General features: G+C 68.3%; 15 protein-coding genes. 10 read left to right on the forward strand and 5 right to left on the reverse strand.

The window, feature by feature from the left end; translation table 11 throughout:
- The first annotated feature begins 4 nt into the window (after positions 1 to 4).
- The 9 genes from AR540_RS09720 (at position 5) to AR540_RS09760 (ending at position 6,828) form a co-directional block, all read left to right on the forward strand.
- Positions 5 to 1,438: a sigma-54-dependent transcriptional regulator gene (locus AR540_RS09720; RefSeq protein WP_059228389.1), complete on the forward strand. Its 1,434-nt coding sequence runs from the start codon at positions 5 to 7 to the stop codon at positions 1,436 to 1,438.
- Between the two features lie 80 nt (positions 1,439 to 1,518).
- Positions 1,519 to 2,529, forward strand: coding sequence for an SIS domain-containing protein (locus AR540_RS09725; protein WP_236712066.1), 1,011 nt, complete (start codon positions 1,519 to 1,521; stop codon positions 2,527 to 2,529).
- A gap of 214 nt (positions 2,530 to 2,743) precedes the next feature.
- Positions 2,744 to 3,364: a helix-turn-helix transcriptional regulator gene (locus AR540_RS09730; protein ID WP_236712039.1), complete on the forward strand. Its 621-nt coding sequence runs from the start codon at positions 2,744 to 2,746 to the stop codon at positions 3,362 to 3,364.
- Positions 3,361 to 3,744, forward strand: a complete 384-nt coding sequence (gene csgE, locus AR540_RS09735) for a curli production assembly/transport protein CsgE (RefSeq protein ID WP_059228394.1) — start codon at positions 3,361 to 3,363, stop codon at positions 3,742 to 3,744. The genes AR540_RS09730 and csgE overlap by 4 nt, the downstream gene beginning before the upstream one ends.
- Positions 3,741 to 4,145, forward strand: a complete 405-nt coding sequence (locus AR540_RS09740; RefSeq protein ID WP_059228396.1) for a curli assembly protein CsgF — start codon at positions 3,741 to 3,743, stop codon at positions 4,143 to 4,145. The genes csgE and AR540_RS09740 overlap by 4 nt, the downstream gene beginning before the upstream one ends.
- Positions 4,146 to 4,160: 15 nt before the next feature.
- Positions 4,161 to 5,000: a CsgG/HfaB family protein gene (locus AR540_RS09745; protein WP_059228399.1), complete on the forward strand. Its 840-nt coding sequence runs from the start codon at positions 4,161 to 4,163 to the stop codon at positions 4,998 to 5,000.
- 69 nt (positions 5,001 to 5,069) lie between these two features.
- Positions 5,070 to 5,555 (forward strand): curli fiber surface-exposed nucleator CsgB, encoded by a 486-nt coding sequence (locus AR540_RS09750; RefSeq protein WP_442963778.1) that lies wholly within the window; start codon positions 5,070 to 5,072, stop codon positions 5,553 to 5,555.
- 23 nt (positions 5,556 to 5,578) lie between these two features.
- Positions 5,579 to 6,499, forward strand: coding sequence for a hypothetical protein (locus tag AR540_RS09755; RefSeq protein WP_236712040.1), 921 nt, complete (start codon positions 5,579 to 5,581; stop codon positions 6,497 to 6,499).
- A complete protein-coding gene (locus AR540_RS09760; RefSeq protein ID WP_059228403.1) occupies positions 6,496 to 6,828 on the forward strand; it encodes a hypothetical protein in 333 nt (110 codons plus the stop codon). Before AR540_RS09755 ends, AR540_RS09760 begins: the two co-directional genes overlap by 4 nt.
- A 204-nt stretch (positions 6,829 to 7,032) precedes the next feature.
- On the opposite strand, the gene AR540_RS09765 is transcribed toward AR540_RS09760, so the two are convergent.
- Together AR540_RS09765 and AR540_RS09770 are read right to left on the reverse strand one after the other, a co-directional pair.
- Complete coding sequence (locus AR540_RS09765) at positions 7,033 to 7,986, reverse strand: homoserine kinase (RefSeq protein ID WP_059228405.1); 954 nt, start codon at positions 7,984 to 7,986, stop codon at positions 7,033 to 7,035.
- Positions 7,987 to 8,048: 62 nt separating this feature from the next.
- The gene (locus AR540_RS09770) at positions 8,049 to 8,339 is read right to left on the reverse strand and encodes a DUF2782 domain-containing protein (RefSeq protein WP_017641593.1); all 291 of its coding nucleotides are present in this window, start codon (positions 8,337 to 8,339) and stop codon (positions 8,049 to 8,051) included.
- A 254-nt stretch (positions 8,340 to 8,593) separates the two neighbouring features.
- Here AR540_RS09770 and polA point away from each other — a divergent pair, with 254 nt between their 5' ends.
- The gene (gene polA, locus AR540_RS09775; RefSeq protein ID WP_059228407.1) at positions 8,594 to 11,341 is read left to right on the forward strand and encodes a DNA polymerase I; all 2,748 of its coding nucleotides are present in this window, start codon (positions 8,594 to 8,596) and stop codon (positions 11,339 to 11,341) included.
- A gap of 203 nt (positions 11,342 to 11,544) precedes the next feature.
- Here polA and etfB read toward each other — a convergent pair whose 3' ends face one another.
- The 3 genes from etfB to dgcB form a co-directional block, all read right to left on the reverse strand.
- Positions 11,545 to 12,345, reverse strand: a complete 801-nt coding sequence (gene etfB / locus AR540_RS09780; RefSeq protein WP_059228409.1) for an electron transfer flavoprotein subunit beta — start codon at positions 12,343 to 12,345, stop codon at positions 11,545 to 11,547.
- Entirely contained in the window at positions 12,335 to 13,570 is a 1,236-nt protein-coding gene (gene etfA / locus AR540_RS09785; protein WP_059228411.1) for an electron transfer flavoprotein subunit alpha, read from the reverse strand. Before etfA ends, etfB begins: the two co-directional genes overlap by 11 nt.
- A gap of 169 nt (positions 13,571 to 13,739) precedes the next feature.
- Positions 13,740 to 15,731, reverse strand: a complete 1,992-nt coding sequence (gene dgcB, locus AR540_RS09790; protein WP_059228413.1) for a dimethylglycine demethylation protein DgcB — start codon at positions 15,729 to 15,731, stop codon at positions 13,740 to 13,742.
- Between the last annotated feature and the right edge of the window lie 116 nt (positions 15,732 to 15,847).

Below are 15,847 nucleotides of genomic sequence, written 5' to 3' on the forward strand. Positions count from 1 at the left end.
TGTCATGAACACCCTGCCCCCCTTCGATCCCGCCAGCCAGATCCTGCTGATCGACGACGACGCCCATCTGCGCCTGGCCCTGAGCCAGACCCTGGACCTGGCCGGCTTCAAGGTGACCACCCTGGCCGATGCCCGTGACCTGGACATGGTCGCCGTGCGCGACTGGCCCGGCGTGGTGGTCAGCGACATCCGCATGCCCGGCATCGATGGCCTGGAGCTGCTGGCCCAGCTGCACCAGCGCGACGCCGAATTGCCGGTGGTGCTCATCACCGGCCACGGCGACGTGCCCCTGGCGGTGCAGGCCATGCGCGCCGGTGCCTACGACTTCCTGGAGAAACCCTTCGCCAACGACGCTCTGATCGACAGCGTGCGCCGCGCCCTGGGCGCCCGCCATCTGGTGCTGGAGAACCGCAGCCTGCGCCTGGCCCTGGCCGAGCGCCAGGAATTGCAGACGCGCCTGATCGGCCAGACCCCGGGCATGGCGCGCCTGCGCGACCAGATCGGCGCCCTGGCGGCGACCCAGGCAGACGTACTGATCCATGGCGAGACCGGTGCCGGCAAGGAAGTGGTGGCTCGCGCCCTGCACGACCTGTCGAACCGTCGCGACGGCCCCTTCGTCGCCATCAACGCCGGTGCACTGGCCGAGTCCGTGGTGGAGAGCGAACTCTTCGGTCACGAACAGGGCGCCTTCACTGGTGCCCAGAAGCGCCGCATCGGCAAGTTCGAATACGCCAGCGGCGGCACCCTCTTCCTCGACGAGATCGAGAGCATGAGCCTGGACGTCCAGGTCAAGCTGCTCCGCCTGCTGCAGGAGCGCAAGGTCGAGCGGCTGGGCTCCAACCAGCAGATCCCGCTGGACATCCGGGTGGTCGCCGCGACCAAGGAAGACCTGCGCCAGGCCGCCGACCAGGGCCGCTTCCGCGCCGACCTCTACTACCGGCTGAACGTCGCCACCCTGCGCATTCCCGCCCTGCGTGAGCGCAGCGAAGACATCCTGCCGCTATTCCGCCACTTCGCCCTGGCCGCCGCCGAGCGCCATGGCACGCCGGTGCGCGAGCCCGATGCCGAGCAGCGCGCCGCCTTGATCGCCCACAGCTGGCCGGGCAACGTACGCGAATTGCAGAACGCCGCCGAACGCTTCGCCCTGGGGCTGGACCTGGCCCTGGACAACAGTGCCTATACGCCCCTGGCGCCCATGACGGCGGCGCCCGTAGCCGCTTCCACGGTGGCGGCAACGCCCGCCGTCGCCCTCGCAGCCGGGCTGGGCGAGCAGGTCGAGGCCTTCGAACGCGAGCTCATCCAGCGCGAACTGGCCCGCCCCCATGCCTCCCTGCGCAGCCTGGCCGAAGCCTTGGGCCTGCCGCGCAAGACGCTGTCCGACAAGCTGCGCAAGCACGATTTGCAATTCACCGGCGGCGCGGCGGACGAGGGCGACTAAGGGCGGCTGGCCGCGCCTGCCCAGGAATGGCAGAGTGCGACCCTAGGCGTTCGCCCAAGGAGACCCTCTTGACCTCGCTCATGCTCGCAGAAGCCGCCGCCAGCGGGGCGGCCGTCGCCCGCCAACTGGAGACCATCGACCAGGCTCTGGCGGACTTGGCTGCCGATCTCAGGGCCAATCCGCCCCAGCTGGCGCTCACCGTGGCCCGTGGCAGTTCGGATCATGCGGCGAGCTACTTCGCCTACCTGGCCATGGCCCACCTGGGTCTGCCGGTGCTGTCCTTGCCACCGTCCCTGGTGACCCTGCGCCAGGCGCCGCTGCGCGTCGAAGGCCAGCTCGCCCTGGGCTTTTCCCAGTCCGGCCGCAGCCCCGATCTGATCGAGACCCTCACCGCCCTGGATCGCTACGGCGCCCGCACCGCGGCGCTGGTCAACGAGATCGACTCGCCGTTGGCGCTGGCCTGCCGCCACGCCCTGGGCGTACAGGCGGGACCGGAACACAGCATCGCCGCCACCAAGAGCTTCATCGCCACCCTGGCCGCCGCGGCGCGGCTAATCGCCCACTGGCAGCAGGACGAGACCCTGCTCGCCGCCGGGACGGCCCTGCCGGAGGCCCTGGATCACGCTGCCGAGTTGAGCTGGGCGCCAGCACTGCCAGTGCTGCGCGACGCCGAGCGCTGCATGGTGGTCGGCCGGGGGCCGGGCTTCGCCATCGCCCAGGAAGCCGCACTCAAGCTCAAGGAGACCTCGGCGCTGCAAGGCGAGGCCTTCAGTGGCGCCGAGCTGCAACATGGTCCCCTGGCACTGGTGGAGCGCGGCTATCCGCTGCTGATCTTCGCCCTGCGCGGCCCGGAACAGGCCGGCCTGTTGCAACTGGCCCGCGACCTCCGCGGTCGCGGCGCCCGGGTGCTGCTGGCCGCCCCGGAAGACATCGCCGAACGTGATCTGCCCCTGGTCACCGCCGCTCATCCCGACCTGGACGGCCTGCTGGCGATCCAGAGTTTCTACCGCATGGCCGCACTGCTGGCCGAGGCCCGCGGCCAGGACCCGGACCAGCCGCGGCACCTGCGCAAGGTCACCCTCACCCGCTGAGGCCGAGAGGCACTGTCAGCTGCCGGTACCTCGTTCGCCGCTCCATCCTCCGGCCTAATCCTTTGGATCTAGCGGCCGGAAGCCAGCACGGCAACAATCTGCCAAACGGTCCACAGAGCCGTTAAGTCGCTGGAAATCAGTCAGTTTTCGCTTGTCGTGCGGGTCGATTTGTCTCAGCGTTCGCGCAACGGATGATGAGGCAGCACATATGGACATGCGCACGGACCCTGCGAGAAAGGTCCGCCTGACGACGGCGAACGTCCTGCTGGCGGAATTGCTCAAACCCTTCCTGCACGAACGCCACGGCATCGAGCTGATCCTGGCCCGCGAACTGGATGACGTCGGTGACGCCAGCCTGGTGCTGGTCGATCTCGGCAGCGTGCCGGTGGCGCAGCTCGAGCGCTGGCTGGAAGGCCAGCCGCCGGTCGCCACCGTGGCCTTCCTCAACGCCACGCCCGAGCAGGCCTTGCCCTGGGTCGAGCGCTTTCCCGCGATCCAGGGCGTGTTCGCCCCGCAAGCCAGCCCCGAACAACTGCTGCAGGGCCTGGGTGCCCTGCTGGCCGGCGAGGACTGGCTGCCGCGCGCCATCCTCGCCCACCTGCTGCGCCGTTCGCGCGAGCGGCCGAGCATCGCCGCCGACGGCCTGACCCGCCGCGAGCGGGAGATCCTGCGGCTGGTCGGCCGCGGCCTATCCAACGCCGCCATCGGCGAGGCGCTCTGCCTGAGCACCCATACGGTCAAGAGCCACATGCACAACCTGCTGCGCAAGACCGGCGCCGCCAACCGCGCCGAGGCGGCGCTGCGCTTCCATGCGGGCCAGGATCTGCCGGGATGAAGGCGGCCTGGCTGCTGTTCGGCCTGCTCATGACCGGCACGGTGCGCGCCGAGGGCGAGCTGATCCAGGGCCTGCTGATGGACAACACCATCTCGCGCTTCGGCCACGACTTCTATCGCCACTTCGCCGACCGGCTGACTGACACCACCGAACTGGACTTCAACCTGGTGGTGCGCGAGCGACCCTCGGCGCGCTGGGGCAGCCTGGTCTGGGTCGAGTACGAGCAGCGGCTGCTCTATCGCCAGTTCATTCCGCCGAACAACAGCGAACTCAAGGATGCCGCCTATGCCGCGGCGGACCAGGTCCACGAGGGCATCACCCGGCGGCGCCTGGAGAACCTGCTGCAGGACACTTTCGACATGGATAAGGACGAGTTATGAACGCGCACGCCTGGAAGGCCCTGTTCCTGCTCTGGACCCTGGGCGTCGCCTCGGCCATGGCGACCGAGCTGGTCTATTCGCCGGTGAATCCGTCCTTCGGCGGCAACCCGCTCAACGGTACCTACCTGCTGAACAACGCCACCGCCCAGGATCGCCACAAGGATCCCGATCTGCGCAGCAGCAACAGCCAGTCGCCCCTCGAGCGCTTCACCAGCCAGCTGGAATCGCGGCTGCTGTCCCAGGTGCTGACCAACATCCAGGACGGCAACTCCGGCACGCTTTCCACCGACCAGTTCATCGTCAACATCGTCGACGACTCCGGCAACCTGACCGTGCAGATCACCGACCGCAGTACCGGGGAGATTTCGGAAATCTCCGTCAACGGTTTCAACCAACCCTGAGCACGGATGCCTGCCATGAACGCCTTTTCCCTGGTGGCAGCCCTGATCGCCGCCCTCGTCCTGACCGGCTGCGTGCGCGACCCCATGCCTGCCGAACAGAACGCCGCCCCGACCCTGACGCCACGGGCTTCCACCTATTACGACCTGCTCGCCCTGCCGCCACCCAAGGGCCCGCTGGTGGCCGCCGTCTATGGCTTTCGCGACCAGACCGGCCAGTACAAGCCCAATCCGGCCAGCTCCTTCTCCACCGCCGTCACCCAGGGCGCCGGCAGCATGCTGGTGGACGCCCTGCAGGCCAGCGGCTGGTTCGTGGTGCTCGAACGCGAGGGCCTGCAGAACCTGCTGACCGAGCGCAAGATCATCCGCGCCACCCAGAGCAAACCCGACCAGCCGGAGAATCTGCAGCAGGCCCTGCCCTCGCTGCAGGCGGCCAACCTGCTGCTCGAAGGCGGCGTGGTGGCCTACGACACCAACGTGCGCAGCGGCGGCGAAGGCGCCCGCTACCTGGGCATCGGCCTGTCCGAGGAATACCGGGTCGACCAGGTGACGGTGAACCTGCGCGCCATCGACACCCGCAGCGGCCGGGTGCTGGCCAACGTCATGACCTCCAAGACCATCTACTCCATCGGGCGCCAGGCCGGGGTCTTCAAGTTCATCGAATTCAAGAAGCTGCTCGAAGCCGAGTCCGGCTACACCACCAACGAGCCGGCACAGCTATGCGTGCTCTCGGCCATCGAGGCGGCGGTCGCCCATCTTATCGCCCAGGGCGTCGAGCGCCGCCTGTGGCTGGTGGCCGATGGGCGCGATGCCCGCGATCCGGCGCTGACCAAGTACCTGGAGCCGACCCGCCGCTAGGCATTAAGCCGCCCACCCGGTTGGTTTCGCTCCCTGGAGCGATAGCGAGGGGCCAGGCGGCTCCGGACAATGCTCCGCGACAACATCCACGCCATGACGGTGATAGCCATGCGCAGCTCTGCCAGCAGCCTCGCCGCCCGCCTCGCCCTGATGATGGGCCTGGCCGCTCCCGCCTTCGCCGCCGACCTCATGGAGACCGGTGACCTGGGCGCCGCACCGGCGGCCCAGCGCGACGCTGCCATCCTGCAGGTCGGCGCCGGCAACCAGGCGCTCATCGAGCAGCGCGGCACCGCGCTGCGAGGCTACATCGCCCAGAGTGGCGCCGCCCAGGAAGCTCGCCTGCTGCAGGAAGGCAACGACCTTAGCGCCGTCATCCTGCAGGCTGGCTATGGCAACGTCGCCAGTATCGAGCAGGTCGGCAGTGACAACCGCGCGGACATCCGCCAGTTCGGCGTCCAGGGTGACGCCCGCATCGAACAGTACGGCTCGGGGCTCTCCAGCCGCATCGTCCAGTACGGAAACAACCAGCACACGGTGGTACGGCAGTACCGCTGATGGCATTCATGGAGATCAGACAGATGTTTCTACTCAGGCCCCTGGCGGCCCTGACCCTGGCCCTCGTCGCCGGCAGCGCCATCGCCCAGAACAACACCGCCGCCCTCCAGCAGGACGGCACCAACGGCACCATCACCCTGGACCAGAGCGGCGCCGGCAACAACGCGGCCCTCTATCAGCTGCAGGGCGAGAACAACGAGCTCAGCGTGGTCCAGACCGGCGCCAGCAGCGCCACCATCACCCAGGGCGGCGACGTCTACGGCTACGCCGTAGGCAACGTCGCGACCCTGCGCCAGGAAGCCGGCAGCAGCGTCCACAGCCTGATCCAGGATGGCTTCGGCAACCAGGCCACCATCAGCTCCGTGGGCAGCAACAGCGGTACCCTGACCCAGGTGGCCTCGAATGCCCAGCTGACCCTGGAGCAGAACGGCGACAACAACCAGGTGCGGGTCGACCAGAGCGGCGACAGCGCCATGGCCACCCTCACCCAGCTCGGTAGCGACAACCGCGTCCTTCTGACCCAGCAGGGCTATTCGGTCGACAGCGTGGAACTGACCCAGCGCGGCCAGGCCAATGTCGCTACGGTCACCTCATCCGGCAAGTTCAACGAACTGACCTTCACCCAGGACGGCAACCGCAACGAGCTGAACGTCGACCAGGCTGGCCGCGGCAACCGCTTCAGCGGTAGCTCCACCGGCGATGACAACCTGGCCAGCGCCACCGTCCGGGGCGACAGCAACCAGACCAGCATCGTCCAGACCGGCAACGGCAACGAGGCGCGCCTCGACACCACCAGCGCCATCAGCACCGCCAGCATCAGCCAGGTCGGCGACAGCAATCGCGCGAGCATCCTGCAGAGCTCGGCCAACTTCAACGGCTTCAACGACAGCGCCCGAATCTCGCAGAACGGCTTCGGCAACAGCGCCACCATCAACCAGCGGTGAACCGCGCTGCCTGGCTACTGACGGCTCTCCTGCCCCTGGCGGGCGGCGCCTTCGGCAGCGTCGAGCTGGAGCTGCAGCCCCAGGCCGGGGGCGCCCAGGTACGGCTGTGCTTCCCTGGCGAGGCCACATCGGTCAGTTATGAGTTGCTGCTGGAAATGCGGGGGCCGGCGGGCGTCGCCCGTACGCGGCAAGCCGGTGAAGCCAGGGGCGATGGGTGCCCGGTGCTCAGTCGATTCGGCGTGACGCCGGGCAGCCTGCTCCGGGCGACCCTGACCTGGCAGCGCCAGGGCCAGGTGCAGCCCGTCATCGAGCGTCTGTTGCAGTTGTAACGCGAAGGGTCAGCCGACGGGTTCCACGTGGAACCCGGGTCCCTAGAACCTGTTCAAGCTCTCGCGAGCTAGAGCCAAACAAGGCCTAGGCGGCCCCGCGAAAATGGCTGATGAGCATTGCGAGGGGGACGCCCAGATGGGGCTGGCCTTCCAGGGCATGTTCAACGCCGTTTGGCCGACGCGCAGCTGATCGTGAACAGGTGCTTACAGAGTCAATGGCAATTCCAGCACGGACTGCTGCCGCGCCGCCAGGCGCTGCTGGAATTCGGCTGGATCGTGGATCAGTACGTCCTGGCCGGCGAAGGCCTCGGCGGCGATCAGGCGCGACAGCCAGAAACGCACGCAGGCCACGCGCAGCAGCACCGGCCACAGCTCGGCCTCGCGCGGCGTGAAATGGCGATCGGCGGCATAGGCGGCCAGCAGGGCGCGCGCCCGGGGCAGGTCCAGCGCGCCACTATCGGTGGAGCACCAGTCGTTCACCGTGATGGCGAGGTCATAGAGCATCCAGCCGGAACTGGCGTTGTAGAAGTCGATGACACCCGACAGCCGGGGGCCGTCGAACATCACGTTGTCGCGGAACAGGTCGCCGTGCAGGTTGGCCTCGGGCAGCGGCGGGCGCTCGCTCAGCAGCTCACGGATCTCCGCCAGGGTGCGCTCCAGCAGCGGCCGGGCGTTTGCGTCCAGGGTCGGCACCAGGCGCTCGCCTTCGGCCAGCATCCAGGCCAGGCCCCGGTCGCTGGCGCGCTCGATGCGGCGCTCGCCAGCGGTGGCCTGGTGCAAATGACCCAGCAGGTGGCCGACTTCGCTGCAATGATGGGGATTGGGCGTGCGCTCATGGCGCCCGGCCAGGCGCGGTTGCAGCAGCGCCGGCTTGCCGGCCAGCTGGCGCAGGGCCTGGCCATCCTGGGTACGCACCGCATAGGGCACCGGCAGCTCGGCGTCGTGGAGGACATCGAGCAGCTCGATGAAGAACGGCATCTCCGCCACCGGTCCACGTTCCACCAGGGTCAGGACGAATTCGCCGCCTTCCAGGCTGATGAAGTAGTTGGTGTTTTCCGAACCCTCGGCGATGCCCCGGAAATCCCGCAGTCGCCCCAGGCCATAGGGCGCGAGAAAGGCTTCGAGGGTGGGACGATCGAGGGGCGTGAAGACGGACATGACAGGGCCTGGCGGGAGAGTGTGCGAGCGGCGCGCAGTTTACCGGTCCAGACGCCCTGCGCCTACCAGCTGAACAGCCGCCAGCTGGGCACGTGCAGGGTCGGCTTGTCGTTGGACGCGGTACTGCTGCCATCGGCGGGCACCAGCTCGTAGGGCGCGCCATGCTTGGGAATGACCCGGGTGGACTGCAGCACGCCGCGGATGCGCGTCTCCTCGATGGTCTGGTCGCCGGCCTGGTAGCGGATCACCTTGATCTCGTCAGGCAGGGGCTTTTCCCCCGGCGGCAGCGGTTCCGCGGCCTGGACCAGCGGGGCTAGCAGCAACGCGGCGAAGAGGAAGCGACGAGCACCCATGGTAACCTTTGACCTTTTGAACGGAGCGAGTGGTCGATTCTAGGCCCTGTACGAAAAGTCGTCGAGCGAAGGTCAGGCGAGGCGAAAAAGACTGAGGAAGCAGAGTTTACGAGTGGTAAATGAGCATTCCGAAGGCTTTTTCAACGAAGCATCACCGAGCGCAGACACTTTTCGTACAGCGCCTGGAACCCGGCCCAGTCGTCATTGAGACTGACCGGACAGACGCCGCACACGCCACGACAAAGGTCCAGACCATGAGCCACGCCCCTCTCGTCCTGGTGGACGGTTCCTCCTATCTCTATCGCGCCTTCCATGCCCTGCCGCCGCTGATGACCTCCACCGGCAAGCCGACCGGCGCGGTGAAGGGCGTGCTCAACATGCTGCTCTCGCTGCGCCGCCAGTATCCGGATAGCCTCTTCGCCGTGGTCTTCGACGCCAAGGGCCCGACCTTCCGCGACGCACTCTTCGCCGACTACAAGGCCCAGCGCCCGTCCATGCCCGACGACCTGCGCGGCCAGGTCGAGCCGCTGCACGCCTGCATCCGCGCCCTGGGCCTGCCACTGCTGGCCGTCGAAGGGGTGGAAGCCGACGACGTCATCGGCACCCTCGCCCGCCACTGCGCCAGCGCCGAACGCCCGGTGGTGATCTCCACCGGCGACAAGGACATGGCCCAGTTGGTCTGCCCCTACGTCACCCTGGTCAACACCATGAGCGGCAGCGTGCTGGACGTGGAGGGAGTCAAGACCAAGTTCGGCGTGGGTCCGGAGCTGATCATCGACTACCTGGCGCTGATGGGCGACAAGATCGACAACATCCCCGGGGTGCCCGGGGTGGGCGAGAAGACCGCCGCCGGCCTGCTCAACGGCATCGGCGGTGGCCTGGATACCCTCTACGCCAACCTCGACGCCGTGGCCGCCCTGCCCCTGCGCGGCGCCAAGTCGCTGGCCGCCAAGCTGGACCAGCATCGCGAGCAGGCCTATCTGTCCTACCAGTTGGCGACCATCAAGCTGGACGTGCCGCTGGAGCTGAGCTTCGACGAGCTCAAGGTCGGCGAGCCCCATGTGGAAGCCCTGATGGCGCTCTACCAGGAGCTGGAATTCAAGTCCTGGCTGGACGACCTGATCCGCGACACCAAGGCCAAGGGCGCACCGCTGCCGCTGGCCGAGGACAGCACCGCCACCCAGGTGGAGACCCAGTACGACACGGTGCTGGAACAGGCCGAGTTCGACGCCTGGCTGGCTCGCCTGCAGCAAGTCGACTGCTTCGCCTTCGACACCGAGACCACCAGCATCGACGCCCAGCGCGCCGACCTGGTGGGCCTGTCCTTCGCCGTGGCGCCGGGCCAGGCCGCCTATGTGCCCCTGGCCCACAGCTACATGGGCGCGCCGACCCAGCTCGATCTGCACGAGATACTGGCTGCGCTCAAGCCGCTGCTGGAAGACCCGGCCAAGCTCAAGGTCATGCAGCACGGCAAGTACGACCTCAATGTGCTGGATCGCTACGACATCCGGATCCAGGGCATCGCCTTCGACACCATGCTCGAATCCTATGTACTGGACGCTACCGCCACCCGTCACGACATGGACAGCCTGGCGCTCAAGTACCTGGGGCATAGCACCATCCGTTTCGAGGACATCGCCGGCAAAGGCGCCAAGCAGCTGACCTTCGACCAGATCGCCATCGAGCAGGCCGGCCCCTACGCCGCCGAGGATGCCGACGTCACCCTGCGTCTGCACCAGACCCTCTGGCCCAAGCTGGAAGCCGTGCCTGGCCTGGCGGCGGTGCTGCGCGACATCGAGATGCCGCTGGTCCCTGCCTTGGCGCGCATCGAGCGTAACGGCGCCCTGGTGGATTCGGCGCTGCTCGGGGTGCAGAGCCGCGAGCTGGGCGAAAAGATGATCGCCCTGGAAAAGGAAGCCTATGAACTGGCCGGCCAGGAATTCAACCTGGGTTCGCCCAAGCAGCTGGGCGAGATCCTCTTCGTCAAGCTGGGCCTGCCGGTGGTCAGCAAGACCGCCTCCGGCCAGCCCTCCACCGCCGAGGCGGTGCTGCAGGAACTGGCCGACCAGGACTTCCCGCTGCCCAAGGTACTGATGCAGTACCGGCAGCTGAGCAAGCTCAAGAGCACCTATACCGACAAGCTGCCGCAGCAGGTCAATCCGCGCACCGGGCGCATCCACACCAGCTATCACCAGGCGGTGACGGCGACTGGCCGGCTGTCTTCCAGCGACCCGAACCTGCAGAACATCCCGATCCGCACCGCCGAGGGCCGCCGCATCCGCCAGGCCTTCGTCGCGCCCCAGGGCTATCGCCTGCTGGCGGCGGACTACTCGCAGATCGAGCTGCGCATCATGGCCCACCTGGCCCAGGACGAAGGCCTGCTGCACGCCTTCCAGAACGACCTGGACGTGCACCGCGCCACCGCCGCCGAGGTGATGGGCGTGCCCCTGGAAGAGGTCAGCAACGAACACCGGCGGCGCGCCAAGGCCATCAACTTCGGCCTGATCTACGGCATGAGCGCCTTCGGCCTGGCCAAGCAGATCGGCGTCGGCCGCGCCGAGGCCCAGGCCTACATCGATCGTTATTTCCAACGCTACCCAGGCGTGCTGGCCTACATGGAGCGGACCCGCGCCCAGGTGGTGGACCAGGGCTACGTGGAGACCCTCTACGGTCGCCGGCTGTACCTGCCGGATATCCACTCCAAGAACCAGGGCCTGCGTCGGGCAGCCGAGCGCGCGGCGATCAACGCACCCATGCAGGGCACCGCGGCGGACATCATCAAGCGCGCCATGATCGCGGTGGACGGCTGGCTGCAGGCGACCCCGGAGCTGGACGCCCGGGTGATCCTGCAGGTGCATGACGAACTGGTACTGGAAGTGCGTGAAGACCAGGTGGGGCGTCTGCGCGAAGGCCTGCTACCTCTGATGAGCGGCGCCGGCCAGTTGGACGTGCCGCTGCTGGTGGAGTCGGGGGTGGGTGGGAATTGGGACGAGGCGCACTGAGGGAGTTCCTCACAGCCTCTTATCGCGGCCATGGGTCGCTCCTACGGGGTGTATCGGGAATCTGTAGGGGCGGCCCATGGCCGCGATAAAAGAACAATCAGCACCGTAGCGTGGAAAACGGCGCAGCCTTTTCCACCTGAGGCTTGGGTGCCAAGGGCTACCCTCACCCCGACCCTCTCCCAAGGGGAGAGGGGGTTTAAGCTTCAGCGCACCACGCCTTCCTCGCGCAATACCTTGAGAATCGCGGCGGCAGCAGCTTCCGGGGCCAGGTCCTTCAGCACCTGGCCACCATCGCCGGACGCCTTGGCCGTAGCGGCCTTGAAGCGGTCGGCGGCGGTCTTGGCCTTGATCACCTTGAGGCGCTTGGGGCGCGCCTTGGCCGGCTGCAATTCACCGCTGTCGAACAGGCTGTCCTGTACCACCTCGGTGGTCTCCACCTGCAGCTCGCCACGGCGGGCGGGGCCGAAGGCGCTTTGGCGGGGTGCCGGGGCGGCGCTGTCGACGCTGGCGACGAAGGGCAGCCGTACCCGTAGCCGACGGCGCTGGCCACGTGGCAGGGCCTGCAGTACGGTCGCCTGGCCGCCTTCCACGGCTTCCACCGCGGCAAGGCCAACCACCAGCGGCCAGCCGAGGGTCTCGGCCAGCAGATAGGGCAACAGGCCGGAGCCTTCGCCGGTTTCCGCCTGGCTGCCGGTCAGCACCAGACCGGCGCCGACATCACGTAGGGTATCGCCCAGCGCCGGCAGGGCATCGGCACCCGTCGGTTGTTCCAGTATATGCAGCGCCGGCACACCCATGCCGAGGTAGCCGCGCAGGGCCTCTTCGGCGGGATCACCGGCGTGCAGCACGCGCAGGCGCTCGCCGACCAGGCGCAGGCCCAGTTCCACGGCGCGGGCATCCTGTTCCGCGCGTCGTGCGCGACCGGACGTGGGATGGGCGCCGACGGACACCAGGGCGACGACATTGACGCCATTCAGCGATGGCAGCTTCTGCTCAGGCGACATCCTGCAATCCCTCCGCCCGCTGTTGTTCGACCAGGCGCGCCAGGGCGGCCAGGATGGCGTCGCCGTCGCCGATCACCGACAGGTCGGCGCGCTTGACCATGTCGCAGCCCGGATTGGTGTTGATGGCGATGACCTTGTCGCAACTGGCGATGCCCTGCAGGTGCTGCACGGCGCCGGAGATGCCCACGGCCAGATAGACCCGCGCGGTGACCCAGGTACCGGTGGCCCCGACCTGGCGGTTGCGCGGCATATGGCCGTCGTCCACCGCCACCCGCGAAGCGCCTTCGGTGGCGCCCAGCAGCGCGGCGGTGCTGTGGAACAGGTCCCAGTCGTTGATGCCGTTGCCACCGGAGAGAATGAATTCGGCTTCGCCCAGGGGAATCTGCATGGGGTCGACCGCGACCGGGCCCAGGTCCTCGATGCGCGGCAGATGGCGGGCGACATTGCCATCCAGCTGCACGGGCAGCACTTCATGGCGGCTCTCGCCGACCGGCTCCGCGCATTCCGGCAGGGCCAGGACCAGGCGCGGCAGCGGCTGCTGTAGATCCTGGCGACCGGCACCGGCGCGGCCGGTGGCCAGGCCGTCCTTGACCTGCCAGACGCGGGTGGCGGGACGCTCGTGCAGGGCCGCGCCCAGGCGCCGACCCAGTTCACCGCCACCGCTGCGGCTGTCGGGCAGCAGCCAGTGACGCGGTTGCAGCTCGTTGTTCACCGCACGCAACGCCAGCACCCGCTGTTCGGGGGCATAGCCCTGGAATTGCTCGCCTTCCAGATGCAGCAGACGATCCACCCCGGCGGTATCGAAGGCGGTTTCCTTGACCTCGCCAAAGACCACCGCCAGCACGGCGCCCTCGGCACCAGCCAGTTGCCGGGCCAGGCCCAGCAGGTCACGGTCATGGGCGGTCAGACGACCGCTGACCAGATCGGGGACCACGGCGATGTAGAAGGCCGGTTCGGCGATCCGGTGCAGCGGCAGCTGCTCTTCCACGACCTGGGCCGCGCCCCGGCGACCACCGCCCTGCTGGGCGCCGCTGCGGTCGATACGCTTGACGCCCTGGGGGCCAAGGAAGCCGGCAGCCGCGGCATGGGGATTCTTGCGGACCAGGCCATTGGGGCCCATCCAGCGGGCTTCGGCATCGGCACTGCTGGCGAGGCTCGCGTGCAGGGGATGCAGACGGTTGCGCGCGATCCACTCGCGGCGCGGATCGCGACGGATGATGCTCATGCTGGGCGCTCCGTATAGGAATGTTGGGCGATGGGCGTGGTGGCCCCCTCACCCCAGCCCTCTCCCCCGAGGGGAGAGGGGGTGAAAAGCGACTGGACTGCCCGGACGCAGATAGCCATCCCCTCTCCCCGCGGGGAGAGGGTTAGGGTGAGGGGGGCAAGACGCCCACTCACGACAACGCCTCCGCCACCGGCCGCCGCGCGGCTGCAGGCTTGCTGTCCACCGGCGCCTCGACGATGGCCTCGGCGACCAGTTCGGCGATGTCCTTGATCTCCGGGCGCGGGGCGACCACGCCTTCCAGCATCAGGGTGCACTGGGGGCAGCCCACGGCCACCAGCTCGGCGCCGGTTTCCTGGATGTCGGCCATGCGCATGTCGGGAATCCGCTGCTTGCCGGGGATGTCGGTGATGGGCGCCCCGCCGCCACCGCCGCAGCAGCGCGAACGGAAGCCGGAACGTTCCATCTCCTTGACCGCGATGCCCAGCGCCTTGAGCACCGCGCGCGGCGCCTCGTACTCGCCGTTGTAGCGACCCAGGTAGCAGGGATCGTGGTAGGTGATGGTGGCGCCCTGTTCGGCCAGCACGTGCTGGCCCAGGTGCAGGGTACCGCGGCTGAGCAGGGTCTCGATGAAGGTGCTGTGGTGCTGCACCTGGTAGTGGCCACCCAGGGCGCCGTACTCGTTCTTGAGCACGTGGAAGCTGTGCGGATCGCAGGAGACGATGGTCTGGAAGCGATACCGGCTCAGCGTCTCGATGTTGCGCCTGGCCAGTTGCTGGAAGGTCGCCTCGTCACCCAGGCGGCGGGCCACGTCACCGCTGTCGCGTTCTTCCAGGCCGAGCACGGCGAAGTCCACCTTGGCCGCCTTGAGCACCTTGACGAAGGCGCGCAGGGTGCGCTGGTTGCGCATGTCGAAGGCGCCGACGCCGACCCAGAACAGCACCTCGGCCTGGCCCTTGTCCTGCATCAGCGGCAGGTCCAGGTCGGCGGCCCAGTTCAGGCGGCCACCGGGAGCGAAGCCGCCGGGATTGTCGGTGGCGATGAGATTCTCCAGCACCTCGGCGCCCTTGTTCGGCGTCTCGCCGCGTTCCAGGGTCAGGTGCCGACGCATGTCGACGATGGCATCGACGTGCTCGATCATCATCGGGCATTCCTCGACGCAGGCACGGCAGGTGGTGCAGGACCAGAGGGTCTCGGCGTCCACCAGGGCCTTGCCCTGGCGGGCGACGATGGGCAGGTGCGGACCGCCGGCGTGCTCGCCGACCGGCTTGCCCGGATAGGGCGAGCCGAAGTAGCGGGCATCGCTGCCGCCCTTGAGGCCGACGACCATGTCCTGGATCAGCTTCTTGGGATTGAGCGGCTGGCCGGCGGCGAAAGCCGGGCACATGGCTTCGCAGCGACCGCACTGGACGCAGGCGTCGAAGCCGAGCAGCTGGTTCCAGGTGAAGTCGGCGGGCTTTTCCACGCCCAGCGGCGCCTTGGGATCGTGCAGGTCCAGGGCCTTGAGGCCGCTGGAGCGGGCGGCGCTGGCGTTGTGCGGGGTGCTGAAGCGCTCGGCGCGACGGTGCCAGGCCAGGTGCAGGGCGCCGGCGAAGGCGTGCTTGATGGGACCGCCCCAGGTCATGCCGAGGAACAGCTCGGACACGCCCCAGGCCACGCCCACCGCCAGCACCGCGGCCAGAATCCAGCCACCGAAGTCCGGCGGCAGGATGCCGGCGACCGGCAGGGTGGCGATGAAGAAGCTCGCGGCGAAGGCCAGCAGGCTCTTGGGCAGGCGCATCCAGGGGCCCTTGGACAGCCGCGCCGGCGGATCGCGACGACGCTTGGCGACGAACAGGGCACCGGTGAACATGCAGGCGGTGGCCGCCAGCAAGGCCCAGCCGAGGATGCGGCTGTGCAGGCCGAAGCCGTGTACCAGGATGGCCAGCAGCGCCGCCAGGACGAACCCGCCGGCCGTGGCCACGTGGGTCTTGGAGATGTACTTGTCGCGGTCGACCACGTGGTGCAGATCCACCAGGTAGCGCCGTGGCATCTTCAGTAGGCCGCCGATCCAGTCGACCTCGGCCGGGCGGCCCTGCCGCCAGAGACTGAAGCGCCGCACGGCACCGATCACGGTGAGGGCCAGGGCGGCGAAGAGCAGGATGGGGAGGATGGTGTTCAACATCGATCTATCCTCACAGGGCGGGCCCCGCAGGCGCGGCCGGGGTGGCCGCAAGAGGTGGGCTTATCGCGGCCATGGGCCGCTCCTACGGAAATATCGAGCAAGTGTAGGAGCGGCCC

The sequence above is a fragment of the Pseudomonas sp. EpS/L25 genome, from assembly GCF_001512295.1.
Lineage (GTDB): Bacteria > Pseudomonadota > Gammaproteobacteria > Pseudomonadales > Pseudomonadaceae > Chryseomonas.

Excerpts from the sequence above, each read along its gene's own strand:
- AR540_RS09755 (WP_236712040.1), top strand. The coding sequence starts at position 5,579 with ATGTTTCTACTCAGGCCCCTGGCGGCCCTGACCCTGGCCCTCGTCGCC.
- AR540_RS09745 (WP_059228399.1), top strand. The coding sequence starts at position 4,161 with ATGAACGCCTTTTCCCTGGTGGCAGCCCTGATCGCCGCCCTCGTCCTG.
- etfA (WP_059228411.1), bottom strand. The coding sequence starts at position 13,570 with ATGAGCATCATCCGTCGCGATCCGCGCCGCGAGTGGATCGCGCGCAAC.
- AR540_RS09740 (WP_059228396.1), top strand. The coding sequence starts at position 3,741 with ATGAACGCGCACGCCTGGAAGGCCCTGTTCCTGCTCTGGACCCTGGGC.
- dgcB (WP_059228413.1), bottom strand. The coding sequence starts at position 15,731 with ATGTTGAACACCATCCTCCCCATCCTGCTCTTCGCCGCCCTGGCCCTC.
- polA (WP_059228407.1), top strand. The coding sequence starts at position 8,594 with ATGAGCCACGCCCCTCTCGTCCTGGTGGACGGTTCCTCCTATCTCTAT.
- AR540_RS09770 (WP_017641593.1), bottom strand. The coding sequence starts at position 8,339 with ATGGGTGCTCGTCGCTTCCTCTTCGCCGCGTTGCTGCTAGCCCCGCTG.
- AR540_RS09720 (WP_059228389.1), top strand. The coding sequence starts at position 5 with ATGAACACCCTGCCCCCCTTCGATCCCGCCAGCCAGATCCTGCTGATC.
- etfB (WP_059228409.1), bottom strand. The coding sequence starts at position 12,345 with ATGTCGCCTGAGCAGAAGCTGCCATCGCTGAATGGCGTCAATGTCGTC.
- csgE (WP_059228394.1), top strand. The coding sequence starts at position 3,361 with ATGAAGGCGGCCTGGCTGCTGTTCGGCCTGCTCATGACCGGCACGGTG.
- AR540_RS09730 (WP_236712039.1), top strand. The coding sequence starts at position 2,744 with ATGCGCACGGACCCTGCGAGAAAGGTCCGCCTGACGACGGCGAACGTC.
- AR540_RS09750 (WP_442963778.1), top strand. The coding sequence starts at position 5,070 with ATGCTCCGCGACAACATCCACGCCATGACGGTGATAGCCATGCGCAGC.
- AR540_RS09725 (WP_236712066.1), top strand. The coding sequence starts at position 1,519 with ATGCTCGCAGAAGCCGCCGCCAGCGGGGCGGCCGTCGCCCGCCAACTG.
- AR540_RS09765 (WP_059228405.1), bottom strand. The coding sequence starts at position 7,986 with ATGTCCGTCTTCACGCCCCTCGATCGTCCCACCCTCGAAGCCTTTCTC.